Here is a 26,615-nt window from a genome sequence, read left to right as displayed (position 1 = left end):
GTCTGTGCCGATGCAGTCCGGTTCGGAGGATGCCGGCCCCCGGCCTATGCCACCTCTTTTAGCATCGACCGTGCTCCGCATTATCGCGGCAATGTCACGCTCCGGCCACTCAATCTTATGAAAGGTGGATTTCTCAGCACCGCGCCTGCATGCTCATCCATTTCGGAGTATCCAGTAGTTAATTCACGATTCGCAAACGCGATCAGGCGCTTGAATTGCTGGATCGCCTCTCTCTCACCAAGTGGGCTGTTCGCGCCATGTCCTGAGCCAGGCGCCGCTCCGTGCGGTCTCGCTGACGATGCGAAGCATCTCTGTCCGGGTGTCGAGCCTTGCGAACTCGGCGGCCATCGCGGTCGCATGCGCGCGAAAGGTAGGCTTTGCCAGAACGGTGCGGACAGCCTCGCCAAGAGCGCGCGGCGCAGGCTCGTTGGTGGCGAGATTGATGCCGACACCGGACCACGCAATGCGCGCGTTGACATCGGCCTTGTCTTCCGTCAGCCCGGCGGTGACGATCGGGATCCCGAAGCTCAACGCCTGGTTCACGCTGCCATAGCCGCCATTGGTGACGAAGACGTCGGTCTTGGGCAAAATCCATTCAAAGGGCAGATAGCTTGCCACTCGCGCATTATCGGGAATGGGACCCGGGATCGCATCGACTGGACGACCGCCTGCCGTCGCAACGACGAGCAGGTCGGGCTCCGTCGCGAGTGCCGCCAGGGTGGGGCGGACCAGAAGGCCAAAATCATGATTTGCCACCGTTCCCTGGGTGACCAGCACCACCTTGCGCGAGCCATCCAGATCGCGCGCCCAGGACGGTAGCGGCACCTGGTTCGGCATGATCGGCGGCGTGCCGACGAAATGCACCGTGGCCGGAACGTCACGCGGATACTCGAAGCCCGGAACCGAGAGCTGCATATAGGCATCGGCGAGCTCCACGACGGATTCGAACATGCCCGTCGACAACGGTCCGACACCAAGCTCTTTCAGGATCTTGTTCAGGCGAAGCGCGATTGGTTGGTTGACGATCCGGTCATAATCGCGCGCGATCGCCGCATATTCGTCGCGCTGCGCTTGGTTGCTCGCCGGCGGCAGGCCCAGGAAAAGTGGCGCGCCGTCATCGCGTCGCCAGTGCAGGATCGAGGTGCCGCAAAGAACGATCGGCGGTCGTTCCGAGCGCGGCCCAAGCAGCATCGGGACGACGCCGAACATCATGTCATCGCCAACGATGATATCTGCCGGAACATCGCGCAGGACCCGCCGCATCCCGGCATACTGCGCGGGAATGGTGTCGACAAAGATGCGCTCCAGGGCAACACGCAGCCATTCCGGGCCTGGGGCGATCTCCTTCAGCTCAGGGACGACCGCATGGTGGTCGCGAAGATCGAGATCAGCCTCCGGTGGAAAGGCCAAGAACTTTGCGCCAGTGCCCTCGATGCGCTGACGCAGCGCGCTTCCGGTCAAGAACACGACCTCGTGATGCTCTTCCATCAGGCTGCGGCCGATCGGTAGCAACGGATTGAGATGACCCGTCGCGGGCGTCGAAACGATGAGAACTTTCATGTACTTCTCCTGCTGTGAATCTCGGTGTGGAACGCGATCCGGCATTGCCGGAAGTCAATCCGACTTGGGTGTCTCAGTTTGGGGTGGGTTGGGCGCGGAAGAGCGTGACGACGTCCGCCCTTGCGCTTCAGCTTCGAAGTCGCGGAATGAGGCGGGTGGCATTCCCGCTGCCGATGGACTCCAACTCGACGGCGGACAGACCAGCGTCTTCCAACGTCTTGAACTGGCCCAGGCCGAAATAGGGATAGTCGGTGCCGTAGGTGATTTGAGACGCGGGCACGAGCTTGGTCAGAGCGGCCATCGTCGGCGCGCTGGTCGCGTTGGCGGTGTCGTAGTTAAGCCGCCGCAGTTCACCGAGAATCCCCTCGGGCGCGAACTCCTTCAAGTTCGGACGTTTCCCATAGAAGGCGTCGATACGACCGGCCATCATCGGGATCGTTCCCCCGGCGTGTGAGAACAGCCACCGGATCTCGCGCCATCGTGCAAAACCGCCCGAGAGCAGGAGACTGGTGACGCATCGCGTGGTGTCGTGTGGAACTGCAATGACCGCAGGAAACGTGCCGACGCTGAGGGTGCCGTAACAGTCGGCAACGAGGGGATGAACGTATACGACAGCGCCCCGCCGATTGAGCTCGTCGAACACCGGTTTGTATTTGCTATTGCCCAGCCACTTGTCCCCGTAGCTCGACTGGAGACCGACGCCGTCCGCCTTCAAGGTGTCGAATGCATATTCAATTTCCTTGAGCGTTCGCTCGATGTCGATCATCGACAGCGTCGCGAACAGGTCAAAGCGGCCGGGCTTCTCGCGCATCCATTCGGCCGCATAATCATTGCAGTCACGGGCCATTTGGCTGGCCCTCTCGGCATCGAGATCGAACCAGACCCCGGGGGTCGACGCGATCGACAACACCGCGGTTCGGATGCCCGCCTCGTCCATCGCTTCGATCGCCTTGCCTTTGGACCAGGCCACCTGAGAGGGAAAGTGCGGCACTTGGCGCGCCTCTTCCAATTCGAGCCACGCCTTCTGGTAGGCCGGTGGAAAGAAGTGGTGATGGGTGTCGATCAGCATCGTGCTCGGTGCCGCCGCTGATGGCTTCGCGAACAAGGCAGCAGCCACGCCAAGGGCAGCGGCGCCCTCGATGAAGCCGCGGCGCGACGAATGGCAATAAGTGCAAGTACCAGACTGGTGACGGCCGAATACGTTTGGCATGTAGCCTCGTTCAGGCACTGCTATGCCCATGTTGACCAGGTACGACCCAGATTGCCTTCAGGGCCGAGGCGACGATATCGTGTGAAGGTTGTCGAACAGCGCAGGGCCCGTGATCCGAGTGCCGAATTTAGCGGCCAGGGCGACCATGTCGGTAGGCTCAGTTCCGGCATTTCTTCGGAACAGTTCTTCGAGTCCTCCCGGGGTGAAGAGCACCAGCATCCGGAGGGGATTATCTTCGGAAGGATTGCACCAGGCATGCGCTACGCCTCTTCCGATGGTGACGGACGAACCGGCACCGACCTCCGCTCGACTGTCTCCATTTGCGATGAGCGCTTTTCCCTCCAGAATAATGAAGTGCTCTTCCTCACTATCGTGAGCGTGCATGGGCACACCGTTTCGCGGATCCGCGACAACCTCCAGCATCGAATAGGCACCGTTCACTTCTTCTGAAGTCGTTCGGATGACATAGCGTTCTCCGAGGGTGACCTCCGACCACCTGTCCTCGCGTTCTTGATCGTTCAAGGGTTCCTTGGAAGAGTTTTTCGGATTCATCACGCTTGCCGTTCTCGTTGTGAAGCCAAAAGCACCGAAATCGCATCAGGTTTCTCGTGGTATTTTCTCGTTACGAGTTCAACCAACTCCGGCGACCTCGATGGCCGGAATCGCCGCAACGTGCTCAAGCTCGACGGCATTACCAGGCCCGAATATCGGATGTGGACCACGCTCATGCTCGGCGGTGATCGGCGTGCGGCCTGCCGGCCACGGGTAGATGCGCTTTGCGGCAATCAGGGCAGCCTCAACGGAAAATGCCGTGCTCGGATGCATCGAAGCTGCATATGCGGCAAAGGCTTCCACGAAGAACGTAAACGCCGACCGCCAAAGCGCAACACCACGGCGATCGGCGCCCTCGTCCTCGCGACCGTTCCGAAGCTCTTTGGGAGGTTTTGTCTGAGCCGCGGGTATTGATGCGAGGCCGCTCGCGGTTAACGCCACGACTATCCTCGTACTCTTCATCGATCACACTCCGTGACTGGCCACGCCGGAAAAATTGCGTTGCCTTGAGCAGTTCGACCGAAGAGAACGCAACGCAACACGGTCACCGACACGTGACGAATGGCCTCGTGTTGAAAACATTCCCGTGAACTTGTTACGACCGCGCCAATGGCGACGAACTGGATGATGTGAACTCGCAACTGTTGGGCTGAAAGGAAGGGGCCATGGACTTCGCAACTTCACCGACCGTCAGCTTTGGCATTTTTGATCATCTGGATCATGCGGGCGGGAGCCTTCGCCAGCAGTACAACGACCGACTGGAAATCGCCGCGGCGTGCGACGAGGCTGGCTTTCGCGCCTATCACGTCGCAGAGCATCATGGCACACCACATGGTCTGGCGGCTTCACCCAACTTGTTCTTGTCCGCCGTCGCGCAACGCACCAGAACACTGCGACTCGGACCGTTGGTGATGCTGTTGAATCTCTATCACCCACTACGCGCTTTCGAAGAGATCTGCATGCTGGATCAGCTGAGCGGGGGCAGACTTGATCTTGGCATTGGCCGCGGCGCCGTCCCACTTGAACTTTCGTTTTTCGGTGTTTCGCCCGCAGACGCACAACATCGCTACAATGAAGCGGCTGAGATTGTTCTCAAGGCCATGGAAACCGATACGCTTACCTACACGGGCCGCCATTTCAGCATCTCCGACGTGCCGATTACGCTCTCACCCTTCCAAAAGCCCTATCCACCGCTGTGGTACGGGGCGATGAAGCCGGAAACAGCCCGATGGGCTGCGGAGAACTCGATCAACATCGCTTGTGTCGGAGAGAGCAGCGCGATCCGGGCAATTACGGATGCGTACCGGGCAAACTGGGTGGCTCGGCCGCCGCACTTGATGCCGCTGCTTGGTATGGTTCGCATTGTCGTGATCGCCGGGTCCGACGCTGAGGCGCGTGCTCTGGCCGCTCCCGCCTACGCGCGCTGGTTCAAGACATTCACCTTTCTGTCGCGCGTTGGCAATTTGCCCGTTCCGTCGAATCTGCCGAACTCGTTCGAGCAAGCCCTGGATGACGGTTTCTGCCTGGTCGGATCACCTTCCACGGTGCGAGAAACGCTCAAAAGCCAGATCGTTGAGGCTGGTGTTACATACGTCATGCGCCAACTCGCTTTCGGTGACCTGCCGCTCGCTGCATCGCTCCAGACAATCTCGGCCATGCGCTCGACCATCATCCCGGACTTCACTGGATGGACCAGTCAGACCGTATGAGGGCTGGCCCCAATAGCGAGGCTCGCGCCGGCACTACGATCAATCGCGATCCCCAAAGCGGGGGTTGAACAGGTATCACCCTCCACCCGCCAAAGAAGGTCATTCATGCCCAACACCACTCCAAAGCTACTTGCCGCCACAGTCCTGTGCGCTCTGCTGAACGTGTTCCCCGTGGCCGCGCAGCAAGGACCATCACGGATCCGCGGAACCATCGACAACGTCGACGGCAACAAACTCACAGTTACGGCGCGCGACGGTACAACGCAGAAGATCGGCCTGGCGAGCGACGTGGTCGTCACAGGTCTCGTCAAGACCACGCTCGCTGACGTGAAGCCCGGCTCCTACGTCGGCGTCACCGGAATGCCCCTACCCGACGGCAGCCAGAAGGCGATCGCGATCCATATTTTTCCTGAGTCAGCGCGTGGCACCGCAGAAGGCTTTCGCCAGTATGACTTGCGCCCGAACAGCACGATGACCAACGCGACCGTCGCACAGGAAGTCGATGGCAATGACGGCAAATCCCTCTCGATCAAGTACAAGGACGGCGAGAAGAAAGTCATCGTTTCCCCGGATACGCCGATCGTCAACTTTGTGGATGGCGCAAAGAGCGAACTGACGGCTGGCGCCAAGATCATTGCATTCGTCGCGAAACAGAGCGACGGCACACTATCATCGAAGCGCGTGCTGGTCGGTCGTGACGGCATCACGCCGCCGATGTGAGCCGCATTCGACAACAATCAAGAGTTCGACAGATCGGCGCCGCGACCGGACGCGACGGCGGCATCGTCTCTGCAAAAAGGCGCAGGCATCGGACGGTTGTCGTTGCCGACGCGAACAAGATCGGCGACGACAACATCTCAGCCCGCATGATTGTAAACTTTGCGAGGACAACTTCATGCTCACCCGCTTTCTGTTCAGCTTTGCTGCTCTTTCGCTTTTCGCGATTCCCGCGATCGCTCAGAATATTCCGGCCAAACTTGCGCCTCCGCAGGACGCACCGCTGGTCGGCAAGTACACCGCGAAAGGCGTTCAGATATATGTCTGCACCGTCAAAGGGGGCGGTAGCGAATGGAGCTTCAAGGCCCCCGAGGCCGAACTTATCGACGCGCAGGGCAAACCATTCGCCAAGCACTACGCCGGCCCGACCTGGGAAGCTTCCGATGGCTCGAAGATCGTTGGCAAGATTTTAGCGAGTGAGCCCGCTCCACAGACGGGCGCGATTCCTTGGCTGCTGTTGTCGGCAGCATCCTCTGGATCGGGGGTACTTGGAGGCGCGCGTTTCGTCCAACGGGTCAATACCTCCGGCGGAGTCGGCCCAACCGGCGCGTGTCCCACGGCCGGAACAGAGCGGCGTGCCGATTACACAGCTGACTACATCTTCTACAAGTGATTGGGTTCGCTGGCATCGGCTTGTAGCCAAAAACACAGAGCTCACACTCGCGGGATCCATCTTGCGGGGCTCCGTCAAATTTCTGCCTTCTTTAATTTCGAGCGATCCTTGATCTCTGGCACTCAGCGGAAATGGCCCGTTTGCCGAACGTCCGCTTCGCGCCAAAAGCGGCCGGCTCCGCGAGGCCCCATTTTGACCCCAAGCCGATTCTTACGCCGTTAGCAGTGCAGGGGTGCAGATGACCAAGACGGTGTGGCGGCAATGCTCGATCTCTTTGGGGCGGCCCTAGCCCGATCCTACTACAAACTTTCAAAGCATTGATTTGGAGCATACCCTGAGAGAGATCGCTCGTGGTTCAAGCGTTTTAGGGGCATTCCCATGGCTTGGCTCTTCCTGCTCGTTGCTGGCCTGTGTGAAATCGCCTGGGCGATCGGGCTCAAATTCACGGAAGGCTTCGCACGCCTTTTACCGACAATCGGCACAGTCGTCGCTATGGCGGCCAGTATTGGGTTCCTCGGAATCGCGCTTAAGTCGCTGCCGGTCGGTACGGCCTATGCGGTGTGGACGGGCATTGGCACTGTTGGCACCACGGCGCTCGGCATCTATCTATTTAACGAGCCCCTGACGTTGCTTAGGCTTACCTGTATCGGCTTTATTCTATTGGGCATAATCGGACTGAAAATCACCACTTAGGCGGAACGGTGCGACGAGACGTATTGGAAGTCGGCTCAAAAATAGCTCTTCAACGTGCCGCGCCGTCGGACGTCGAGCGTGGCGCAATGGAAGCCGCCACCAAATGCCGCATAGTGTAAGAACCCACAGAGAATCGGCTCGAATCCCCAATTCTCCAACGCACGCGTCATTGCAGTATGATGTGGATCTACGATGACGCGCTTCTCGTCGACCATCAGTACGTTCATGTTGAGCCATTTCCCGCATAGCGAAGTGATCCTGAGCATAGGATCGGTTATTGGGTCGGGCTCGGGGGCCACGAGGATGTCCCATCCTTTCAGGATGGCCGGAAGGTGGTTGACGTCTATGTATTCGGGATTGATCAGAATCTTGCCGGGCCCAAGCGGCAATATGGTGGTGTCGATGTGCATTGGATTGGGACAGCGGCTCTCAATCTCATGGATGCGATAACCGTCGCCAAGGTGGCGACGCAGCCATTCAATACCAGACGCATTGGTGACGTTGCTGCGGGTCACGAACAGGTCGCGCCCGCAGCGAAAGAAGTCGGCGGCGTCAAAGACCGGCTCGAATTCGGTGAGGATGTATGAGATCGGCTCGCCTTTCTTGGGGACGCGAAATTCTGGGTCGAACAGTTCGTCCGTCAGTTGAGGTCTGGGCGCGCTCGTCCACCGCGCGCCACGTTGGAAATAGTCCTTCAGAATCGGACGATAGGAATGCGTCTCGAAGTACCGACAGGGCCAAACCATTGGGGTTTCAATGATCTCGTCGCCGATCACGAGCATGCTGTCGCGCGGGCAGGAATTGCAGAAGCCGCGCGAGGACCATTCCGGCGTGCTGAAGCGCTTCCTGTGGTCGACGGCGTCCGGCCGCCTTACGATGATACCCAGCGACTGTAGCAGCGCAACCAAGCCATCAAGCTCACGCTGAGCCGGTTCGATCATGATCTTTGGGTAACGGAAGCCTGCGAACAGCGATTGGGCACGCGCCGCCATGCCCGGAATGTTGCAGGTGACAACCGGATGATCGGACGGGATAACCGCACCCTCAAGCCTTCCGACTATCACTTCCTCCAGCGTGCCCCACTCGTTGTGTGAGCTCACCGGAGAAACTTGGCCCGACGGGACGGCATCCGAACCGCGAACGCGTGTGACCATGTCCATGCATGAGGCCCTCTGTGCGCTACAACCGCCGCAGGTCCAGGGAGTTCCAGAGGTCCGACCGCGGTCGCCGGGTCGAGTCGCAAATCCTTGGTGTCGCCTGTTGGCTCTTAGGCGACCTCGTCATCAACTCGAATGTCCCGCTTTGCGCCAATAGCTGCCGATTTTGCGACTCCCGCAGGACCGGAGGAGCCGTTCTGAAATTCTTCGTTTCGCGTGCTCCACGGCGCGAAGGGATAGCCGCCCTCCATGCGTCCCGACCAAGCATTGGTGTTGAACTCGGCGCGCAGATGATCGGTGGCTGAGATGGTCACGGTGCGATCTATGGCGATGGAAATTCAGTGTAGTCCCGCTATCTTCGTTCTGGCCCGCCGTACTGTGGCGGCGATCTCAAAGCGAGGTTCACCATGATCTCCGACGCCATGACTTCGAAGTTCTGGATCTGGCGGCTTGGCGCGCCGCTCATCGCTCTTGCCTTGGCCGTCGTGCTGTCAGTTTCGACAGTGCACACCACCGAGGATGTCCACAAGGTCGGCGTGGTGTCCTTTGGCCTTTTCGGCGATCAAAGCGTGTTCCGAAGCGAGGCGACCGGTGCAGCCCAGGTCGTCGCGGATCGTTTCGAAACTGGCCCGATCGAGGTGCAGTACAATTCGAAAAAAGGTGGCAGCGCTACGACCGAAGCGCTGGCCAAGTCGTTGCAGGTTGCAGCCGGCCGCCTGGACGCCGAGAAAGACGTGTTGTTCTTGATTCTCACCTCGCATGGCTCGCCAGACGGCCTTGCAATCAAGGCGGGGCGGCTTACGCAAATACTCACACCGTCCCGTCTCGCAGAGATGCTTGGAGCGACCGGCGTGCGCCACAAGGTGGTGATTATCTCGGCCTGTTACTCTGGAGTCTTCATCCCTCGTCTCGCGAATCCCGACGTCTTGGTCATCACGGCTGCCGACTCCGATCATCCGTCGTTCGGTTGCGAGGACAAGGCGAAGTGGACTTATTTCGGTGACGCCTTCTTCAACGTCGCACTCCGGCGAGCCGAAAGCCTGACGGGTGCATTTGCCGGTGCGCGCGCGCTCGTCAGGAAGCGAGAGCTGCATAAGCATTTCGAGCCGTCGAATCCCCTGATGGCAGGTGGCGCAAACGTGCAGCCATTGCTGGTTGTGCGCCCTTGAACGATCGGCCACGCTCGTCGCCACCACCCCGGCTCGAAGGTGGTGACACCGAATACACGGTCCACCCGCGACGGCGGGATCTCGCCGGTGCGCACGGTCTCGAATACTGGCCTAAGCCCCGAGGTGGCATCTTTCAACCGTGAGCCAGGAGAAAGCCATGTCGCGCCGCGGCTCTGCGGTTGCTGACTGAGCGGCATCGACCAAATCCACAGGTCGCTCTGTCTCAAGAACCGCCGCCCTGCGATGTCGCCTTGCGGCCGCATCGCCGACAATAGCGTTCCAACGAACGTCGTTTTGCGCCAAGAACGGATGTACCGGGGCGACCTGACCCGACTTGTTGCCCGTCCGCTTTGCGACACGAGCGGTCGTTCCATAACCGTGCACTGCGGCTCAAGATTATGCAGCCAAGCGGCGCTCCTCCTCGGCCGCCTCTTGATCACTACCTGAAACCCTCTTCAGGAATCGGGCAAGAGCGGCTTCCCGTGAATCGCGGTCCAACGCGTAGGCAGTCTGCTTGAACTCAATGCGGTCAAGGAGCCTTTGAATGTAGCCTGAGATAGTGTCCGCGGCCATGACGGTGGGCTCCGTGCTTATCGGCCGTCTCTAAAGCACTCTTATCGACGCCGATAAGCTGCAACCGATACAAATCCTTGCCGTCAACCATGGTCAGGAACGACCAAGTGCCCTCCGGACCGACGAACACATAGCGGAAAGCCGGCTCGGTCCGGTGCAGGTACTTGAAGTTCGGAATCCTCAGATAGACATTCAAGGACCAATCAAGATGCCGCTGTCCGCGAACCTGGATTCCAAGCAGACTGCGCACCAAGCTGTCTGAGCCGTCGCAGCCGACGAGGTATTTGGCCTGAATTTGCTGAGATCTGCCGGTAACCTGATCGACCAAATCGACGGTCACGCCATCGGTATCCTGAATGAAGTTTTGCAACTCCGTCTGATAGCGAAGCTGGATCTGGGGAAAGGATCGCGCCCGGTCTTTCAAAATAGGGTCAAACCAAGTCTGCGGACACGGAATTGGACGCTCCGGGCTAAACGGAGACGATCGGTGTGTATTGAAGCTTGGCGCCAGGATGACTCGCCCGATGGGCTGGCCGCGATCTTACTTTTTGCGGTAGTCGCTCACGGCGTCCATTCCGCCGCGTTCTCAGCATCCTAGCCCCGCCGACGCGACCCGATGCCACCAGCCAGCACCATCACCCCGACTGCGCTGATCTTGCGTCACGCGCCGATCGCCGACTGTGCCCGTTACGACAACCTCAGGAGAACCAACTAATGGAGCGTACCCATATGCACGCCTCCGACGACGACATCGAACTTTTTCTTTTTGTACCCTCGCGCGACCGTGGGGCTAGCACGACAGCGGCTGGTGCCGGGTGGCGAACGGCGGCGGTCTGACCGCCGTTCGCGCGCAAGCGGATCCGGGGAATGACAGCGAGCCTACAAGGCCATATTGATGATGGTGCGCTGGGTGAACTCCTCGAGCCCCTCTTGCCCCATTTCGGTACCAATGCCTGATTGTTTGGATCCCCCCATGGGCACATCGGGTTGCACATCGAGATGCTTATTGATCCAGATCGTACCGGAATTGATCTTCGCCGCTACTTTCGCAGCACGGTCGAGGTCTGCCGACCAGACGCTGCCGCCCAATCCGTAGGGTGAATCGTTGGCTCGCGCGATCGCATCATCGACATCGGCATAGCGCAGAACCGGCAGGACCGGGCCGAACTGCTCCTCCTTGACCAGCCTTGCATCGTCGCCGATATCGCGCACGATGGTCGGTTGAACGAAATAGCCCTTGCCAGGCAACACCTCACCACCAGCCACGATCTTGCCGTTCTGCTTAGCCTCCTCCAGGAAACCCCGCACCCTCTCGAATTGCGCTTTGTTCTGCAGAGGCCCCATTTGGGTTCCTTGCTTTGTGCCGTCATCGACCACTATATCGCGGGCCAGTCGGCCAAGTTCGTCGCACATCTCGTCATATTGTGAGTCATGGACATAGACTCGCTTGATGGCGATACAGCCCTGCCCCGCAAATATGGTCGCGCTAGCAAAAAGTTTCGGTGCCACTTCTTTGGGATCGACATCGTCGAGGACAATTGCCGCATCGTTGCCGCCGAGTTCCAGCGTCAGCCGCTTCAGCGAGCCGGCAGCAGATTGCATGACCTTCTTTCCGGTCGCCGTCGAGCCGGTGAAGGTGACTGCGGCGATGTCGGGATGTTTGGTCAGCACGTCGCCTAGATCGTTGTTGTCGACGATGATATTGACCACTCCCGGCGGCAGTATCTCGGCGCACAGCTCGCCGAATCTCAGCGTCGTCAGTGGTGTTGTGGGCGCCGGCTTTATCACCATCGTATTACCGGTCAACAGAGCCGGCGCGGTCTTTACGATGAGAAGCAAGACCGGTACGTTCCAGGGGGTAATCGCCGCGACGATACCCAGCGGCGCGTGCTGCTGAATGACCCTTTGCGTCGCGTCTTCCTTTAGCACTTTGAGCGGCAGGTCCATAGTCGCGACATGACGCATGTGGTGGATCGCGCGGTTTACCTCCCATCCTGATTCCGGCAAGGGCTTGCCCTGCTCTCTCGTGAGAAGCCTAATGAATTCGTCTTTGCGCGCCTCCATTGCATCGGCCAGTTTGACGAGCAACGCTCCACGCTGGCGAATTGGCATCTTCGACCAGGTCGGGAAGGCGGCCTTGGCGGATGCGACGGCTTGATCCAATTGCGCCCGATCTGCCCGTGGGGCCATCGCAAGTACGTCCTCGGTCGCCGGATTGGTCACGGCCAGTTCGGCCGCGCCAGGGACCAGCTTGCCGTCGATAAGTAACCTGAACTCACTCATAGTACCTCCAGTTTGCAGCATCGATGGAGCGCCAGATGCTTTGCCTGAACAGCCCGAACGTGGAACCTTATTCGGACGTGACGCTTGGCGTAACTGTAGGCTATCAGCGATACTCAAGCTTTCACTGTCAGCTCAATCTGGCACAAAAGTGCTATTCGGTTCTGCGAAATGAACCGGGCGTTATGCCAAAGCGCCGGCGAAACTGCCGTGTAAGGTGGGAGTGGCTGGCGAATCCGGTCGCGAGCGCTATTTCCAGAATCGACGCCGAGCCAGTCTGAAGTTGCTCGCGGGCGCGCTCAAGCCTAACGTCACGCAGATACTGATGTGGTGTCTTGCCCGTCGCCGCGCGAAACATTCGAAGGAAATGAGCACGGCTGTATCCACTCTCATCAGCAAGCTCGGTGAGACTTAAATCGCGAGCGAATTCGGCTTTGATTTTATCCAATATACGGCGCAAGCGTGGCGCGGGTAGTGGATGTTCTGCCAACTTTATGGCTCCTTCGAAACAAGCGATGTGAAGAAATCTGCTGATTATTGCGTATGTGAGAGAATCTCCGTAGAGGCGCCCATTAGTCCCGCCTTCGTCAACCTCATACGCTGCGAGGTCTATGAGAGTTGCCAGCGCTCTGTCAGCCGTTCCCATATGCTCATAAAGCTTGCCTGACGCGCCTTCATCTGACTCATTGATCACGCGCTTAGCAGCCGCTGGATCAATCACACACGCAACAGCATTAAGGGAACCCCGCCCCCGGAGTGCGGGCATTCGCCCGGCCAATCCCAAGGAAAGAGTGCCGGGTCGTTTGACGAGGCGAGTGAACCTGCCAGGCCGGTATTCTCGTTCGGTTACTAGTGGTTCTCCTCGCCAGAGTACGGCGTGGTGATGGTCGAGAACGCCCTCTGCTTGGTCCACCGGTGGCGCGGTGCGCTTTTCAACGATAAGCCCATCCCAATTCAGCTCCAGACTTGAGCGACCTTGGATTGTAGAACCTCGAAACAGCCTGTCGATGGGTTCTGCCTGCGCTCTACTGCCACCCAGATCATCTATCCCAGGGGCAGGCAAATGATGAAGATTGCGCATCAGTTGAGCATCCTTCGATTACATGACCGGCAAATCCTATGATCGGTTCTGGGCTCATGCGGATTGCGTCCTGTCTGTGAAGTGGCCAGCTTAGAGTTCGGCAGCGGCACGACATTGATCAAGTTGCTGCCGATATCGACGTAGTCGCCCGGCTGCACCTGCCGCTCGCCGGTAACACCATCAAACGGCGCCACGATCTTGGTGTAGCCGAGCCTGAGCTTGGCTGCAGCCAGCGTTGCCTGACTGCGGCTTCGGCACGGCAGACCGGACGCGCGTCGTATTCAGCGAGCGTCTGGGTGTCACACCCGCCGATTATTGCGCAAACTTTCGAAGATCCGAACCACGCGGCAGCGGTTAACCCGGCGAGCATTGCGACATCGAGAGCGCTCATGCCTCCACCCGCCTAGGCCTTGCTCTTAGGCCGGCTGTATCGGCAGCCTTCTGATGCGGCGCCCCGTCGCCGCGAAAATGGCATTCGTGACCGCGGGGGCCACAGCGGCTGTAGCCGCTTCGCCCAAGCCGCCAGGATCAGCCGTGCTCGCCACTATATGGGTCTCGATTGGTGGCGTTTCATCGATGCGCAGCGGCGGATAAGAGTCAAAATTGCCTTGTTCGACTCGGCCGTCCTTGATCGTTATCGCGCCGCGCAGCGCAGCCGTGAGTCCGAAGATCGTTCCGCTCTGCATTTGGGCGTCGATCATCTTCGGATTGACCGGCAATCCACAATCCACCGCGCAGACGATACGTTCCACCCTCACATTTCCTTTCTCGTCGACGGCCACCTCCGCCACTTGCGAAAGGTAGCTTCCAAATGCGAACTGAAGTGAGACGCCCCTGCCCTTTCCGGGAGGCATCGGCTTACCCCAGCCGGCCTTCTGCACGGCAAGATTCAGGACCGCCAAAGCTCGGGGATTGTGAGCTAGAAGATTCCTGCGGAATTCGACGGGATCCTGCCTGGCCGCGGTCGCCAGCTCATCCATGAAGCTCTCGACGATGAAGACGTTGTGTACCGGTCCTACACCTCGCCAAAACCCGGTCGTAATGCCGGGCGGCTCGGCCCGAACGTATTCGACGAGAATGTTGGGAATTGCGTAGGGCGGCTCGGCAGCCCCTTCGATTGCATCGAAATCCAAACCGTTTTTGAACAGGGGCGGAGCAAACCGGGCCACGACCGAAGAGCCGCATACCCGATGGTGCCACGCGATAGGTCTTCCCGCCTCGTCGAGACCCGCCGATATCCGATCGTAGTAGTAGGGTCGGTATAGATCGTGCTGGATGTCCTCCTCGCGGCTCCAGATCACCTTGACGGGACCGTCGATCTGCTTGGCAATTTTGACCGCGAGAAGGGTACCATCTGGCTCAAGCCGACGGCCGAAGCCTCCACCCAAATACTGATTGTGGATCACAATGGCTTCCTTCGGCATTCCAGTGAGCGTCGCGACCGCCGCCTGCGTGACGGTGGGCTGCTGCGTGCCGACCCAGATTTCGCAGATGTCCTTCCGATAGTGCACCGTGCAATTCATCGGCTCCATGGCTGCGTGAGCCAGAAACGGCAACTCATAGACCGCGTCCAAACGCCGAGCCGCGCCGGAGAACGCCTGCTCGAAGTGGCCCTCGTTTCTCGCCACGACCCCCGGGCTTTCGGATGCCTTCTTCAGCTGCTCGACGAGCTTCTTACTATCTATCGAGGCGTTAGGACCGTCGTCCCACTGTATCGCGGCGGCTTCCAAACCCTTCTTAGCAGCGCCCATATGGTCAGCAACGACGGCTACCGCCTCATCGACCGCGACCACCTGATGCACACCCTTGATCGCGAGTGCCGCGCGCTGGTTCACGGCCTTAGGTCTTCCTCCAAGCACCGGAGATATTGCTATAGCCGCGACCTTCAGGCCCGGCAGCATCACGTCGATTCCGAACTGCGTTCGTCCACTGATCTTGTCGGGAGCCTCAAGTCTCTTCGGGGATGTTCCAATGAGACGGAACTGTCCTTGCTCCTTCAGCTTGATGCGATCGAGAGCGGGAGGTCCCGATTCGGCCGCGGATCGCAGCAAGTCTCGATAGGGCAGCGACCTAGCGCCCGACGGATGCAAAACCACTCCATCCTTGACGGTGCAGGCCGCCGGGTCGACTTTCCAACGCCCGGCCGCCGCCGCGATCAACATGAGGCGCGCCGCGGCGCCAGCTTGCCGAAGGGGTAACCAGAAACCCCGGATCGAGGCTGACAATCCTGTCGCCTGTAAATGTAGGAACGGATTGGCGTAGAGGGCGTCATTCGGAGGCGCGTGTTCGACCTCGATCTGGTCGAGCTTGACTTCGAGCTCCTCCGCCAAGAGCATAGAGAGCGAGGTATAGACCCCCTGCCCCATCTCGACTGACGGTATGGTCAAGCGTACGCGGCCATCGGGCTCAATTCTCACGAACGCATTCAAGACCGCGCCGCTATCGCTTCCATCAGCCATGGACCAGGACGGCAGGGCAACCGCCAGGGCGAGTCCCCCCGCCGCGGTCGCACCGACCTTCAGGAGCGCTCTGCGAGAGACTCTGGCTTCGTCTGCGCCCGATACTGGCCGCGTGAGCGTGTCGGTGGTTTGCCGCATTGTTAACGCCCTCCCTCGCTCGCGTATTTTATGGCAGCTCGAATGCGATTGTAGGTGCCGCATCGGCATACATTGCCGGACATCGCGTCGTTTATCTCCGAGTCCGTCGGGCGTGGATTGCTCGCTAGCAGCGCAGCTGCCGCCATGATCTGCCCCGACTGACAATATCCGCACTGAACGACGTCATGATCGAGCCAAGCCCGCTGCACCTTCCGGCCAGCAGGAGTCTCGCCGATGGCTTCGATAGTAGTCACTGCGGCCTCCCCGACACTGTCGACCGTGGTGATGCAAGATCGTGTCGCCGCGCCGTCTATGTGAACCGTACAAGCGCCGCAAAGCGCCATACCGCATCCAAACTTCGTTCCTGTCATCTTGAGAACGTCCCGCAGCACCCATAGCAGGGGCGTCTCGCCGTCCACGTCCACCTTATGCGACTTCCCATTTATCTTGAGAACGTATGTCATCCTGCACCAATAGCGTGTTGAGGAACGAGATCTATATTGCAGCCCGAAGGGACCGTCGCTCGCGGGATTGCTTTGATGCCCGCGTTATTGCCCCCAGTTTCGTCGATCCTGCTATGGATCTATCGGCGATAGGAGCTCGGCGTCACCCCCACCACCCGCCGAAAGGCTGTCGCAAAATGCGATGGATTCTCATATCCACATCTGGCGGCAATGGTCGGAATCGTTTCGTTCCGGCCCTTCAAGAGGCTCTTCGCCTCTTCCATGCGAAGGAAGGTCAGACGCTGTAGGGGAGTCTGCCCATACAGATTCTTGTACAATCTCAGCAGGTGGAACCGACTGACTCCTGCCTCGCGCGCCAGATCCTCCAGACTCACTGCGGACGCGAGATTCTCGCGCATGAAGTCTTCGACGTCGCGCAGCCGGCTGTCGCTCGTATTGCGGTAGTGTAGCTCCCCGTAGCCGCCGTGTCTGACCAAGAGATGGGCGGCCAACATCTCTCCCGCAGTCTGAGCATAAAGGTCTGGCGCGGATTCTTGAAACGCAGCGCTCAGGCTCAGCATCAGCCGGCTAACCAAGGGATCGCTGCTTCCGATGCCGCTCGGCAAGATCGGGGCCGCGGGACCTTTACGCCTGAGTTCTCGTGCGACGCGTTCGATGGTCGCGGCCGGAAGATGGAGTTGCAGGTTGCTGTGTGTCGTATTACCCCGCCATCGCAGTGTAGCGGCTTGTCCCGGAGCCGTCATACCAATGTGACCCGGCTCGGAATGAGCGTGCTGCCAACCGTTGCGATAGCGGACCTCCACGTCGCAGGAGCCACCGGTAACGAGAACGATCAAATGATCGCGAGTAGCGGGAGTTACGAATTCCTCGGCCTCTGCCGGATCCTCGTAGGCCCGGATCAGCAGCGAGCGCCAACCGGCTCGCCAGCTGCAGGCCGTCATTGTGGCGCGCAAGTGCTTGTGCGCATCGAAGCTAGAAATTATCGTCTCCAAGTCGGGTCTCCGCACAAATCATCCGCAATCTCGACTGGGTCGCGGTCATCGATTCGATCTTTGGCTCAATAGGCTAACAGCGGTACTAAATCTTTCACTGCCAGCTCAACCTCGCCCCGCATCCGAAGTGCTGGCAGCCGCCCTGCCGAAGATCGCTTTGCGGAGCAAGCGCGTAGCCGGGAGCCTGCCGCGGCAGAGTGGCGCGCTAGTCTTCGAGACGACTTGTTGAACGCCTCCCATGCCGAAGTGGCATCAGCTGCCCACGAGGTGATGCGGGGCATCAATTTCCATCGCGAAGACGGCGACGCCGGCATGGGCCATCGCCTTCGGCTCCGGCATTGTTGCCATGGGGATCCATGACCGCGGTCACGAGCGCCCGACTTCGCTTTGGCGCACTTCCTAATCATTCACTTTGGCACGTCATCCCGCCGCGCGTTCTGCCCGAACGCAACGACGCCGCCGCGATCGAAATGGCTGCATCGTTCGGCGAACTTGACGATCTCCGCACGAGCCTTGCGATCGCGCACCTTCATGAACGTCGCGAGGAGCACCGAGCATTCGTCGGTAAGAACTCTTCCCTCTCATTCATCAACTTGTCCACGATCATTAAACGAGGCTCCCCTCTACCGGTATGCAACTAGTCCAATTGTCCCGAGAAGGCAACGCCGGCGCCGTTGGCACTCTCGGCAAGATGTTCAGTTGTGAAAGATCCACTGGAGATGCCAAAGCGAAATAACGGGCGCCACAAGAATGCATGGATTGACCGACCGCCTCGGTCACGCACTATTCGTATTCTGCGATCGCGCAGTTGAACCAAAACGCGGTTGCTTCAGAGAATTATCGACATAAAAGGAGCTAGTCTCTTCGGACGACGTGTAAGCTGCTGCCACGACTGCATAACAACTACAGCATTCAGGCTCGATGGCCTTGCGATCGTCAACATGCAGCACGCCCCGCGTCTTTCGAATTAATCGTCTCTCTTCAAATCGAATAAGCGCTCCGGTCACACTTGCACGGCGTAATCCCAATACCGTCGAGAGATAGTCGTGCGTGACGGGGAGCACAGAATTACCAATGGCATCGCATGTCAGACATAGCCAAGTCGCAACCCTCGGCTCGCAGCTATGTCGTACACCACAGAATCCGGTCTGCGTACTGTGCACCGCGAACGCCTGGAGGTAGCGTCCGATCGCCTCTCGAACCTGAACACGCTCGTCCATCAATCGACGCAATTCATCGACCCGTATCCTGAGGGCTCTTCCGGGAAACAGTACGACGGATTGATGGACCGGAGGATATCCACCCAACAAAAATGCAGCGCCGATTACGCCCCGATATCCGACGATCGCAGCTTCAAGCAAACTTCCTCCAGAGCCGATTCTGTGCGAGATGAGGCCGGATTCGATAAAGTAAACATGGTCAACGCGCTTCCTCTGCTCTTGAATTATCATGCGCTCCTTCAACACAATCGGTTCAAGGTATTCACCCACGGCAGCGAGATCCGGCAGCGGAAGAGAAGCAAGGATTGCGTTTCGGACGATTGATCGCCCGCTCGATTGCTGAAGCATTTTCCCTCTCCGCGTTTCTTCAATCGTTTTTGGTGCTGTGCATTTGCTTCTCGAAGACTGGCAATTTGCCAGCCACAGCATGCCTTACGTTACCCGGCGCGGTCTCCGTACGCGGTACGACGCACCTTAAATTGTCATTGCCTTCGCTGCTTCACCACTCGGTCAGCTTACTCTTCGCGCTAAAGCGAATAGTCAACGCTCGGAGTGGCAATGAACGTCCTTCCTCAGATCACCGCGATCTGAGCGCCTAGTCGAAGATTTCGAAGAACCCGAGCTTCCGTTGCATCGGCGCATCATCGACTTGGAAGAGGAACGCGGCCTTCTTAGACGATTTGTTTGTCAGCTTTACCATCGCGTGCGTTGGCACGGCCAACGTGTCGCTAGCGGTTGCTGACAGCGTGACCGCATCGATCTCGGCGTCAACTTCGCCGTCGACAACATGCAATACCGCTGAAGAGGAACGTCGCCGCGGTTGCGCGATTTCGCCAGGCCGTAGCATAATCGCAGAAATTCCTAGCACCGGTAAGCATTCAAGGCCCGTCTGCGGATTGACATAAGCAAGTTGCACCATTTCGGCTCGATCAGTAACCGAAGCCATGGACTGAAGCGCTTCGCGGACTTCCTTCCATGGATAGCGCAACAGCGGATAGGCCGCACGTATTCCTTGAAGCGCTTGATACGGCACGAGGCCGGCCCGGCGGTAGTGTGTCTGTGATTGATCTGGCTGATTGCGTATCTTCTGAGGCGCACCTTCCAAGGCATAAGACGCCTCTTGCGCCAGCACGGTCGGCAGATCGAGCACATCGAGCCATATCACGGGACCTGAGCCTTCATGACAATGTTCATGCCAAAGCAGCGCAGGCGTTAGAATTAGATCGCCGCGCTCCATTGGCAACTTTTCGCCGTCGACGATCGTGAAGCCCCCGTCGCCTTCCACCACGAAACGAACGGCGCTCGGTGTGTGCCGGTGATTGGGGGCCGTCTCCCGCGGCAGGATCAGCTGAAGACCAATATAGATCGACGCCGTCGCCTGCATGTTTTCAAGGCCGAGACCCGGATTGGCCAGTACCAGCACCCGCCGCTCCGCCTTTTCAATTGGAGTGAGATCTCCTGCCTGCAACAAGCGCGTACGGACATCGGAATAATGCCAGATGATAGGCTTGGTCCGGCGATGCGGCGTACCTTGAGGCAACGCTCGCCGCAAGCTCGGCCAGAGCGGCACGAGATTGTGAGCCGTCAGACCCTCGACATACTCCCGCGGCAGTTCATCTAGCGTTCCAAGTGTCGTCATCGATCTCTCCCTTGCAGTGTCTATGCGTTACGCGAGTTACGGACTAACCGTGCCAGAGCCGTGCAATTCCTGACTCTCTCTCTCTCTCTCTCTCTCTCTCCAGAGTGACCTCATTGAAGTCGAAGGCCGAAAGAAATTCGGTGGTCGCAGTTTCATTTCTTCACAGCCGCGGACCAATCTTGGAGACAATTTTTCCAAGTCCGTGGATGCTAACCAAGCAGGTGTCACCCTCAACAAGCGGCCCGACCCCAGCCGGGGTACCTGTCATGATCAAGTCACCTGGCGCGAGTTCGACGTAACGGGACAGAATCGAGATAATCTCGGGAGTCGACCAAATCAGCTCGCCGAGATCGCCACTCTGCTTCAACTCTCCATTTACAGTGAGCGTGATCGCGCCTCGCTCCAGGTGGCCTACCTTGCTCACGGGATGGACCGGGCCGATTACGGCCGAGCGGTCGAACGCTTTGCCCAGGTCCCATGGACGACCTTTGTCGCGAGCCTCGAGTTGCAGGTCTCGCCGCGTCAAATCGTTCCCAACCGCATATCCCCAGACCAACGACAGCGCTTCGCTCTCAGGAACATTGCGGCCTCGCTTACCGATGACGGCAACCAGTTCAGCTTCGTGGTGAAAATTCTGGGTCTCGGTCGGATAAGGTATCGTCTCGTCGCTGTCGACGACCGCATCCGCAGGTTTCGTAAAGAAGAACGGGGGCTCACGATTTGGATCCTTACCCATCTCGCGCGCATGCGCAGCATAATTGCGGCCAACACAGAATATCCGCCGAACTGGAAGCCGGGCCTCCTCCTCTGCGACAGCGACGCTAGGCATAATTTGTGGATCAAAGACAAAGGGCATCATGTTTCTCACGGCTTATCGGGTTTAGGAGCGCTAGGGCGTGTACTCATAAATCGGGATGGTGCGGATCAGAGCGCGTTTGATGTCTGCTTTGCCCTTAACAGCAGTGCGAAGCGAACATCGCCGGAGGCCTGGGTCGGGCAAAAGGCGACGTTGCTCCGGCCGCCTCGGTGCTTTCGGCTCAAGGATCAAGAGCGTCATCCTGCTGTGGGGTCCTTTTCATCGGCGCTCGAAGTCGAACGACAATTTCGCCTGCTCGCTTACCGTCGTTAGCGATCGTATTGAGAGTTCGCCGGACTTCTTCCATATCTGGCGGTTGAGCGCTCAGCCAGTTTAACCCGGCCTCTGCATTGAGGATCGTCGCTGTGAGCGCGTCGACGACAGCACTTTAGGTGCGCACAAAATCCGCTGAGGTCTGCAATGGCGCTTCGCCCTTCGCGTCGCCTGGATTTCCCTTTGGTTCGCTGAAACAGGTGCGATGCACTTTGCGCCGCCTTAGACGCTGAACGACGTTTGCAGCCTTGCGGATCACATCGAGTACGAGGTCGGGCTGGGCCAGCTTGGGGACGCGGCTGCCGTCGGTCTCAAGGACAGTCGCGCCCATGCGTTTTGCGACAAAACGTTGAAGCTCCGGTTGCACGGCGCTGTCCTTGTCGGCCACGATGTACCAACTCTGCTTCGACTTCCAGGACATATCGCGCTCCTCTAGTGGGTTATGAGAACGCTTCGGCGCTGTCGGCCGGAGAGTCGCTCCAACGCCGACGCAACGAGTCAACTCCGCCCGGCCAGTTCTTCATATGCTCAGGCATCTGCGTCCTTATGAGTACACGCCCTAGTACGATGAGGGCGTGCTGCCGGTCATCACACTAGACGTTGGTGGCCCGCCACCGAGGCCATCCGTTCACTTCTAGAACCTGCTGCCAAAGTATCAGAGAGCCAGGTATTTCGTTTGAAGTTCGACATTAGCTAAAAGGTCGGCGCTGGATCCCGTCCAGGTAACCATGCCCTTTTCGATGAGGTGGTGCTTCTCCGCCAGCTTGCAGAGTTCCTCGACCTCTTTGTCGACGACCAGTATCGAGATGCCCGCTGACTTCAATTCCGACAATGTCCTCCAGATCTCGTCACGGATCACGGGCGCAATACCCTCTGTAGCTTCATCCAAAAGCAGAAGCTTGGGATTGAGCATCAATGCACGGCCAATCGCTAGCATTTGCTGCTCGCCGCCCGATAGCTGAAAGCCTGGCCGCGCGAGCCGTTCGCCGAGGCGAGGAAACAGCTTCAAGACAGTCTGGATCGTCCACTGCGAGCGTTGATCGCCACGCGCAGCCATTTCGAGGTTCTCTCGAACGCTAAGATTGGGGAAAATCTTTCGTCCCTCGGGAACGTAACCAATGCCAAGCCTCGCAATTTTGTGCGACGGTAGTTGCGTGATATCGACCCCATTGAAGACAATCCGCCCGGCCGAAGCATGGAGCGACCCCATGATCGTGCGCAACGTAGTCGTCTTCCCCATTCCGTTTCGCCCCATAAGCGTCGCGACTTGACCGCGATCCAGCGACAGCGAAATCCCGAATAGAACTTCGCTGTTGCTATACCCACCATGAACGCCGTCGAGCTCTAACATTCGATCACCCGCGTCGCCCGAGATATGCAGCCCGAACAGTTGGGTCCGACCGAATCACGCTCGGCAGGTCGGTTGCAACGATGCGACCATTGACGAGAACACTGATCCGGTCGGCCAAAGCAAATACGGCCGTCATATCGTGCTCGACGAGCAGTATCGTAAAGCGACGCTTGAGGCCTCGGAGAATTTCGGTTATGCGTGCGGTCTCCTGGCGCCCCAGGCCTGCCATCGGCTCATCGAGCAAGAGCAGCCGGGGCTGCATTGCGAGCGCCATCGCCAATTCGAGTTGCCTTCTTTCCCCATAAGACAGAGCCGATGCGAGCGCCCGTGCCCGGGAACGCAGTCCGATCGTATCCAGAGCCTCCAGCGCCGGCTCCGTCAGCTCGCTCTGCGATTCGGCTTCCTTCCAGAAGTGGTAGGAATGACCAAGCCGCGACCCAACCGCGACCATGACGTTTGCCAAAACGGAGAGCTCTGAAAACACCGAAATCACCTGAAACGAGCGCGCCAAACCTAATCTGGCCCGGTCGTATTCAGGAACACGTGTGACATCGCCTCCACCAAATTCGATGATGCCGCCATCTGGCTTTCGCTCACCCTGCAGCAAAGAGATCAACGTCGTCTTGCCGGCACCGTTCGGCCCTATCAAGGCATGGGTCTCTTCGTGGGCAACCCGCAAATTGACATTGTCCGTCGCTACAATGCCGCCGTAGCGCTTGCTAAGATTATGCGTCTGCAGAAGGCATTCACTCATGACTTGGCCTGCCGACTCGGGAGAAAATTTAAAATGGCTCCGACCAAGCCATCGTGAAGGAACACGACCACTCCAACGATGAACAAGCCCAGTGGAATCTGCCAATAAGTCGTCCATGACGACAATACGAGCTCAAGCATGAGATACGCGATGGCGCCCACCACCGGACCCCACGTGTGGCGGGTGCCGCCCAACACGATCATGACGATGAAATCTCCGGATCGGATCCAGGACATGTCGGCAGGACTGACGAACTGCTGACTGTTTGCCCACAAGCCTCCGGCGAGCCCAGCAAGCGCCGAGGAGATGACGAACGCCGCCAGCTTGTACCGGTTCGAGGCCAGCCCCAGGGCGACCACGCGTCGCTCGTTCTGAGCCATCGCGCGCAAAACGAGCCCGAACTTGCTTTCGCGGAGCTTGGCCGTGAATATCAAACAGGCGGCGAGCGCCCCGAGGCTGATGTAGTAAAATGGAATTCGATCCGTACTGCTGAATCCAGCAATGGTCGTCGTCGACAAAATCTGTAAGCCGTCATCGCCGCCGTAGTGTTGAAACGAAACGAAGAAGTAGTAGAGCATCTGGTTGAACGCGAGCGTGATCATGATGAAATAAGTGCCGCTCGTTCGGACTGCGACTGAGCCAAATAGCGCGGCAAACGACGCCGTCGCCAACGCCGCGCAGGGCAGAGAAATCAGAAGCTCAGAGGTACCCGGCAAGAAGCCAAGAAAGCTCTCTTGTGAGACGTCGTGATAAGCGAGGATCGCGACGGTATAGGCGCCGATGCCGAATAGTCCTGCATGCATCATGCTGATCAGACCACCCAAGCCAAGAATGATGTTCAAGGCGACGGCAACCATCGCGAAGATGATGACCCGGGTAAATGCCCGGATGATAAATATGTCGCCAGTCGCTTTCGAGATAAGCGGCACCAGAGCCAGTAGCACGACGATCGTGATGATGGGGCTGAAACGGCGAACTGCCGGCGCCACGAGGTCGTTCTGTGAGATCGCTAGGTCAGCCATGAGCGTGAACCAATCCTGCTGGCCGGAACGCAAGAATACCCGCCATCAAAATAAAGATGATCATGCTGCTGATCGAGGCGGGCAACAGCACTCGTCCGAAAGTATCGACGATGCCTATGAGAATCGCCCCGAATAGTGCGCCTTGCACCGAACCGATCCCGCCGATAACCGTGACCACCAGAGCGAGAATCAAGACTGGCTCGCCCATGCCGACCTGTACGGCCGTTACCGGCCCGGTCATGAGACCCGCTAATCCGGCCAGGGCCGCGCCCAACGCGAATACCGCTGAAAACAAGGCCTGCACATTGACGCCGAGCGCCTGTGCGGTGTCGCGATCGCTTGCACCCGCACGAACCCACATACCCGCCTTGGTCTTGACGACCAGGACGTAAAGGGCCGAAGCCATCAGAAGTCCGACCGCAATGATCGCAAGGCGATAAGCCGGGTAATCGACGCCGGGAAAGATCTTTACGAAGCCAGAAAAGAGAGAGGGGGCCTGCATGGGTAGGGCCATCGGACCCCAGATCATGCGGAATAGATCGCCGAACACCAGAACAAGCCCGAAAGTCACCAATACCTGATCCAGGTGGCTGCGAGAATAAAACTTCCGAAGCAACCCCAGTTCAACGAGCGCGCCAAGTGCTGCCGCGCCGGCCACGCCCCCAATTAGGCCCAGCACGAAGCTCCCGCTCAGCTTAACTATCGTGGCGGCAACAAAGGCACCGGCCATGTAAAACGTGCCGTGCATCAGATTGATCATGTTCATGATGCCGAACACCAACGTGAGACCGGCGGACATCAGGAACAACATGATACCCAGCTGTAGGCCGTTCATCAGCTGCTCTATGAGGAGTGCGGTTGTCATTTGCTGTCACCACTCACTTTGCCGCCTTCATGACGCATTGATCGGCGTACGCGTCTTTAACGTCAGACGCGATGAGGTCGTGAAGAACGGGCACGACTTCGCCTTGATCGTTCTTCGCGATCTTCATCAAGTAAAAGTTCTGGATCGGAAAATGATTCGTATTGAACTTGAATTCGCCTCGTACAGACTTAAACGGGATGCTTTCCAGAGCACCCTGGAATGCGGCCTTGTCCTCGATCTTGCCGCCAATTGCTGTCAAAGCGCCATCAATAAGGCGGCCGACATCATACGCTATCGCCGCATTCGGTGACGGCATCCGCCTGTACTCCTGCCGGAAGGCCGAGACGAACTCCTTCGATGCGGCGTTATCGAGCTGATCGCTCCAGACTGAGGGGGTCTTGACGCCGATGGCCGCATCGCCGATCGCTGGGAGGGTCGTCTGATCGAGCGTTGCCCCGCTTGCATAGAGGGGGATTCGCCCCCGCAATCCCGCTTCGGCATACTGCTTGAAAAAGTTGACGCCCATCCCCCCGGGATAAAAGGCGATAGCGGATTTCGGGTCCTTCGCGCGCAGAGCCGCGATTTCTGCCGAATAGTCTAGCTGGTTGAATGCTGTGAAGGTTTCGGTGATCGTGCCTTTGAAGTAGCGCTTGAAGCCGGCGAATTGGTCCCGACCACCTGGGTAGTTAGGCGCCATGAAATAAGCTTCCGACAAGCCCTCCTTCTGCATCTGAATAGCGATGCTCTCAGTGAGCGTGTCGTTCTGCCAGGAAACCGAAAAGAAATGGGGGTGACACTGGCGTCCAGCCAGCTGCGATGGTCCCGCAATCGGACTCAAGATAAATACGCCAGCGTCCAACGCCGGTTTGGCGACAGCCAATAGCACGTTCGAATAGTTGATGCCGGTGATGATTTGGACGCCATTGCTCTCGATCATCTTGTCGGCAAGCTGCCTTCCTTGGTCAGGCGCCGCCTTGTCGTCGGCGTAGAGGACCTCGACCTGTCGCCCCCCCAGTTGATTATTCGAGCTCTTCAAGGCCAGCTTGAAGCCATCGGCCAGTTCCTGACCAAGCACACCACTCGGACCCGAGAACGTTGTGATAAAGCCGATCTTGATCGGATCTTGTGCATGTGCGGCGGAAGGCATCAATACGGCGAGAGCCGCCGCCGAAAGAGCTCGTATCATCAATCGATCCCTGTAGATTCTG

27 protein-coding genes and 5 pseudogenes are annotated in these 26,615 nt (G+C 58.6%); 6 read left to right on the top strand and 26 right to left on the bottom strand.

The window, feature by feature from the left end; genetic code table 11:
- Positions 1-234: 234 nt before the first annotated feature.
- From IVB18_RS14355 to IVB18_RS14335, 5 genes and pseudogenes are all read right to left on the bottom strand, one after another.
- The gene (locus IVB18_RS14355; RefSeq protein ID WP_247989720.1) at positions 235-1,560 is read right to left on the bottom strand and encodes a nucleotide disphospho-sugar-binding domain-containing protein; all 1,326 of its coding nucleotides are present in this window, start codon (positions 1,558-1,560) and stop codon (positions 235-237) included.
- Positions 1,561-1,687: 127 nt separating this feature from the next.
- A complete protein-coding gene (locus IVB18_RS14350) occupies positions 1,688-2,629 on the bottom strand; it encodes an amidohydrolase family protein (RefSeq protein ID WP_247991637.1) in 942 nt (313 codons plus the stop codon).
- Between the two features lie 25 nt (positions 2,630-2,654).
- Positions 2,655-2,770, bottom strand: a pseudogene (locus tag IVB18_RS14345) (twin-arginine translocation signal domain-containing protein); the annotation flags it as partial.
- Between the two features lie 57 nt (positions 2,771-2,827).
- Positions 2,828-3,322 carry a cupin domain-containing protein gene (locus IVB18_RS14340; protein ID WP_247989719.1) on the bottom strand — a complete coding sequence of 165 codons (495 nt, stop codon included), beginning with the start codon at positions 3,320-3,322 and terminating at the stop codon, positions 2,828-2,830.
- Between the two features lie 78 nt (positions 3,323-3,400).
- Positions 3,401-3,625 carry a hypothetical protein gene (locus IVB18_RS14335; protein ID WP_247989718.1) on the bottom strand — a complete coding sequence of 75 codons (225 nt, stop codon included), beginning with the start codon at positions 3,623-3,625 and terminating at the stop codon, positions 3,401-3,403.
- Between the two features lie 362 nt (positions 3,626-3,987).
- On the opposite strand from IVB18_RS14335, the gene IVB18_RS14330 reads away from it, so the two are divergent.
- The 4 genes from IVB18_RS14330 (at position 3,988) to IVB18_RS14315 (ending at position 7,114) form a co-directional block, all read left to right on the top strand.
- Entirely contained in the window at positions 3,988-5,031 is a 1,044-nt protein-coding gene (locus IVB18_RS14330; protein ID WP_247989717.1) for an LLM class flavin-dependent oxidoreductase, read from the top strand.
- Positions 5,032-5,136: 105 nt separating this feature from the next.
- Positions 5,137-5,751, top strand: coding sequence for a hypothetical protein (locus IVB18_RS14325; protein ID WP_247989716.1), 615 nt, complete (start codon positions 5,137-5,139; stop codon positions 5,749-5,751).
- 175 nt (positions 5,752-5,926) lie between these two features.
- Complete coding sequence (locus IVB18_RS14320) at positions 5,927-6,421, top strand: DUF3455 domain-containing protein (RefSeq protein ID WP_247989715.1); 495 nt, start codon at positions 5,927-5,929, stop codon at positions 6,419-6,421.
- 378 nt (positions 6,422-6,799) lie between these two features.
- The gene (locus IVB18_RS14315; protein ID WP_247989714.1) at positions 6,800-7,114 is read left to right on the top strand and encodes a multidrug efflux SMR transporter; all 315 of its coding nucleotides are present in this window, start codon (positions 6,800-6,802) and stop codon (positions 7,112-7,114) included.
- Positions 7,115-7,149: 35 nt separating this feature from the next.
- Here IVB18_RS14315 and IVB18_RS14310 read toward each other — a convergent pair whose 3' ends face one another.
- Together IVB18_RS14310 and IVB18_RS14305 are read right to left on the bottom strand one after the other, a co-directional pair.
- Positions 7,150-8,274 (bottom strand): amidinotransferase, encoded by a 1,125-nt coding sequence (locus tag IVB18_RS14310; RefSeq protein WP_247989713.1) that lies wholly within the window; start codon positions 8,272-8,274, stop codon positions 7,150-7,152.
- A 107-nt stretch (positions 8,275-8,381) separates the two neighbouring features.
- Complete coding sequence (locus IVB18_RS14305; RefSeq protein WP_247989712.1) at positions 8,382-8,585, bottom strand: hypothetical protein; 204 nt, start codon at positions 8,583-8,585, stop codon at positions 8,382-8,384.
- A gap of 93 nt (positions 8,586-8,678) precedes the next feature.
- Between IVB18_RS14305 and IVB18_RS14300 the strand changes: the two genes are divergently transcribed.
- The gene (locus tag IVB18_RS14300; RefSeq protein WP_247989711.1) at positions 8,679-9,440 is read left to right on the top strand and encodes a C13 family peptidase; all 762 of its coding nucleotides are present in this window, start codon (positions 8,679-8,681) and stop codon (positions 9,438-9,440) included.
- Between the two features lie 26 nt (positions 9,441-9,466).
- On the opposite strand, the pseudogene IVB18_RS14295 reads toward IVB18_RS14300, so the two are convergent.
- The 6 genes and pseudogenes from IVB18_RS14295 to IVB18_RS14270 all read right to left on the bottom strand — a co-directional run.
- Positions 9,467-9,565, bottom strand: a pseudogene (locus tag IVB18_RS14295) (GNAT family N-acetyltransferase); the annotation flags it as partial.
- A gap of 271 nt (positions 9,566-9,836) precedes the next feature.
- Positions 9,837-10,016: pseudogene (locus IVB18_RS14290) on the bottom strand (integrase); the annotation flags it as partial.
- Positions 9,970-10,524: an FAD-dependent monooxygenase gene (locus tag IVB18_RS14285; protein ID WP_256477107.1), complete on the bottom strand. Its 555-nt coding sequence runs from the start codon at positions 10,522-10,524 to the stop codon at positions 9,970-9,972. The pseudogene IVB18_RS14290 and the gene IVB18_RS14285, both read right to left, overlap by 47 nt.
- Positions 10,525-10,892: 368 nt before the next feature.
- Entirely contained in the window at positions 10,893-12,296 is a 1,404-nt protein-coding gene (locus IVB18_RS14280) for an aldehyde dehydrogenase family protein (protein WP_247989710.1), read from the bottom strand.
- 151 nt (positions 12,297-12,447) lie between these two features.
- Entirely contained in the window at positions 12,448-12,783 is a 336-nt protein-coding gene (locus IVB18_RS14275) for a helix-turn-helix transcriptional regulator (RefSeq protein ID WP_247989709.1), read from the bottom strand.
- A 689-nt stretch (positions 12,784-13,472) separates the two neighbouring features.
- Positions 13,473-13,619 (bottom strand): annotated as a pseudogene (locus IVB18_RS14270) (HlyD family secretion protein); the annotation flags it as partial.
- Here IVB18_RS14270 and IVB18_RS14265 point away from each other — a divergent pair.
- Positions 13,616-13,732 (top strand): annotated as a pseudogene (locus tag IVB18_RS14265) (AraC family transcriptional regulator); the annotation flags it as partial. The pseudogenes IVB18_RS14270 and IVB18_RS14265 overlap by 4 nt on opposite strands.
- Positions 13,733-13,790: 58 nt before the next feature.
- Here the strand turns inward: IVB18_RS14265 and IVB18_RS14260 are convergent.
- The 13 genes from IVB18_RS14260 to IVB18_RS14200 form a co-directional block, all read right to left on the bottom strand.
- Complete coding sequence (locus IVB18_RS14260; RefSeq protein ID WP_247989708.1) at positions 13,791-16,040, bottom strand: molybdopterin cofactor-binding domain-containing protein; 2,250 nt, start codon at positions 16,038-16,040, stop codon at positions 13,791-13,793.
- A complete protein-coding gene (locus IVB18_RS14255) occupies positions 15,974-16,435 on the bottom strand; it encodes a (2Fe-2S)-binding protein (protein WP_247989707.1) in 462 nt (153 codons plus the stop codon). The genes IVB18_RS14260 and IVB18_RS14255 overlap by 67 nt, the downstream gene beginning before the upstream one ends.
- A 119-nt stretch (positions 16,436-16,554) precedes the next feature.
- Positions 16,555-17,427, bottom strand: a complete 873-nt coding sequence (locus tag IVB18_RS14250) for an AraC family transcriptional regulator (protein WP_247989706.1) — start codon at positions 17,425-17,427, stop codon at positions 16,555-16,557.
- 407 nt (positions 17,428-17,834) lie between these two features.
- Complete coding sequence (locus IVB18_RS14245) at positions 17,835-17,978, bottom strand: hypothetical protein (RefSeq protein WP_247989705.1); 144 nt, start codon at positions 17,976-17,978, stop codon at positions 17,835-17,837.
- 225 nt (positions 17,979-18,203) lie between these two features.
- A complete protein-coding gene (locus tag IVB18_RS14240; protein ID WP_247989704.1) occupies positions 18,204-18,995 on the bottom strand; it encodes a Crp/Fnr family transcriptional regulator in 792 nt (263 codons plus the stop codon).
- A 247-nt stretch (positions 18,996-19,242) separates the two neighbouring features.
- Positions 19,243-20,286, bottom strand: a complete 1,044-nt coding sequence (locus IVB18_RS14235) for a cupin domain-containing protein (protein ID WP_247989703.1) — start codon at positions 20,284-20,286, stop codon at positions 19,243-19,245.
- 160 nt (positions 20,287-20,446) lie between these two features.
- Positions 20,447-21,142 carry a fumarylacetoacetate hydrolase family protein gene (locus tag IVB18_RS14230; protein WP_247989702.1) on the bottom strand — a complete coding sequence of 232 codons (696 nt, stop codon included), beginning with the start codon at positions 21,140-21,142 and terminating at the stop codon, positions 20,447-20,449.
- Between the two features lie 388 nt (positions 21,143-21,530).
- Positions 21,531-21,836, bottom strand: a complete 306-nt coding sequence (locus IVB18_RS14225; RefSeq protein WP_247989701.1) for a hypothetical protein — start codon at positions 21,834-21,836, stop codon at positions 21,531-21,533.
- Positions 21,837-22,070: 234 nt separating this feature from the next.
- Positions 22,071-22,766 (bottom strand): ABC transporter ATP-binding protein, encoded by a 696-nt coding sequence (locus IVB18_RS14220; RefSeq protein ID WP_247989700.1) that lies wholly within the window; start codon positions 22,764-22,766, stop codon positions 22,071-22,073.
- Between the two features lie 4 nt (positions 22,767-22,770).
- Positions 22,771-23,520 (bottom strand): ABC transporter ATP-binding protein, encoded by a 750-nt coding sequence (locus IVB18_RS14215; RefSeq protein WP_247989699.1) that lies wholly within the window; start codon positions 23,518-23,520, stop codon positions 22,771-22,773.
- A complete protein-coding gene (locus IVB18_RS14210) occupies positions 23,517-24,542 on the bottom strand; it encodes a branched-chain amino acid ABC transporter permease (protein WP_247989698.1) in 1,026 nt (341 codons plus the stop codon). Before IVB18_RS14210 ends, IVB18_RS14215 begins: the two co-directional genes overlap by 4 nt.
- The gene (locus IVB18_RS14205) at positions 24,535-25,407 is read right to left on the bottom strand and encodes a branched-chain amino acid ABC transporter permease (protein ID WP_247989697.1); all 873 of its coding nucleotides are present in this window, start codon (positions 25,405-25,407) and stop codon (positions 24,535-24,537) included. The genes IVB18_RS14210 and IVB18_RS14205 overlap by 8 nt, the downstream gene beginning before the upstream one ends.
- Before the next feature lie 13 nt (positions 25,408-25,420).
- Positions 25,421-26,593, bottom strand: a complete 1,173-nt coding sequence (locus IVB18_RS14200; RefSeq protein WP_247989696.1) for an ABC transporter substrate-binding protein — start codon at positions 26,591-26,593, stop codon at positions 25,421-25,423.
- Positions 26,594-26,615 lie beyond the last annotated feature (22 nt).

Source organism: Bradyrhizobium sp. 186, assembly GCF_023101685.1.
Lineage (GTDB): Bacteria > Pseudomonadota > Alphaproteobacteria > Rhizobiales > Xanthobacteraceae > Bradyrhizobium.
Note: the sequence above shows the minus strand (reverse complement) of the source record. Positions and strands in the feature narration are given on the sequence as shown.

Bases quoted from the DNA above. Each gene is read 5' to 3' on its own strand.
- IVB18_RS14355 (WP_247989720.1), bottom strand. From the start codon at position 1,560: ATGAAAGTTCTCATCGTTTCGACGCCCGCGACGGGTCATCTCAATCCG.
- IVB18_RS14350 (WP_247991637.1), bottom strand. From the start codon at position 2,629: ATGCTGATCGACACCCATCACCACTTCTTTCCACCGGCCTACCAGAAG.
- IVB18_RS14340 (WP_247989719.1), bottom strand. From the start codon at position 3,322: ATGAATCCGAAAAACTCTTCCAAGGAACCCTTGAACGATCAAGAACGC.
- IVB18_RS14330 (WP_247989717.1), top strand. From the start codon at position 3,988: ATGGACTTCGCAACTTCACCGACCGTCAGCTTTGGCATTTTTGATCAT.
- IVB18_RS14325 (WP_247989716.1), top strand. From the start codon at position 5,137: ATGCCCAACACCACTCCAAAGCTACTTGCCGCCACAGTCCTGTGCGCT.
- IVB18_RS14320 (WP_247989715.1), top strand. From the start codon at position 5,927: ATGCTCACCCGCTTTCTGTTCAGCTTTGCTGCTCTTTCGCTTTTCGCG.
- IVB18_RS14315 (WP_247989714.1), top strand. From the start codon at position 6,800: ATGGCTTGGCTCTTCCTGCTCGTTGCTGGCCTGTGTGAAATCGCCTGG.
- IVB18_RS14310 (WP_247989713.1), bottom strand. From the start codon at position 8,274: ATGGACATGGTCACACGCGTTCGCGGTTCGGATGCCGTCCCGTCGGGC.
- IVB18_RS14300 (WP_247989711.1), top strand. From the start codon at position 8,679: ATGATCTCCGACGCCATGACTTCGAAGTTCTGGATCTGGCGGCTTGGC.
- IVB18_RS14280 (WP_247989710.1), bottom strand. From the start codon at position 12,296: ATGAGTGAGTTCAGGTTACTTATCGACGGCAAGCTGGTCCCTGGCGCG.
- IVB18_RS14260 (WP_247989708.1), bottom strand. From the start codon at position 16,040: ATGCCGATGCGGCACCTACAATCGCATTCGAGCTGCCATAAAATACGC.
- IVB18_RS14255 (WP_247989707.1), bottom strand. From the start codon at position 16,435: ATGACATACGTTCTCAAGATAAATGGGAAGTCGCATAAGGTGGACGTG.
- IVB18_RS14240 (WP_247989704.1), bottom strand. From the start codon at position 18,995: ATGCTTCAGCAATCGAGCGGGCGATCAATCGTCCGAAACGCAATCCTT.
- IVB18_RS14235 (WP_247989703.1), bottom strand. From the start codon at position 20,286: ATGACGACACTTGGAACGCTAGATGAACTGCCGCGGGAGTATGTCGAG.
- IVB18_RS14230 (WP_247989702.1), bottom strand. From the start codon at position 21,142: ATGCCCTTTGTCTTTGATCCACAAATTATGCCTAGCGTCGCTGTCGCA.
- IVB18_RS14225 (WP_247989701.1), bottom strand. From the start codon at position 21,836: ATGTCCTGGAAGTCGAAGCAGAGTTGGTACATCGTGGCCGACAAGGAC.
- IVB18_RS14220 (WP_247989700.1), bottom strand. From the start codon at position 22,766: ATGTTAGAGCTCGACGGCGTTCATGGTGGGTATAGCAACAGCGAAGTT.
- IVB18_RS14215 (WP_247989699.1), bottom strand. From the start codon at position 23,520: ATGAGTGAATGCCTTCTGCAGACGCATAATCTTAGCAAGCGCTACGGC.
- IVB18_RS14210 (WP_247989698.1), bottom strand. From the start codon at position 24,542: ATGGCTGACCTAGCGATCTCACAGAACGACCTCGTGGCGCCGGCAGTT.
- IVB18_RS14205 (WP_247989697.1), bottom strand. From the start codon at position 25,407: ATGACAACCGCACTCCTCATAGAGCAGCTGATGAACGGCCTACAGCTG.
- IVB18_RS14200 (WP_247989696.1), bottom strand. From the start codon at position 26,593: ATGATACGAGCTCTTTCGGCGGCGGCTCTCGCCGTATTGATGCCTTCC.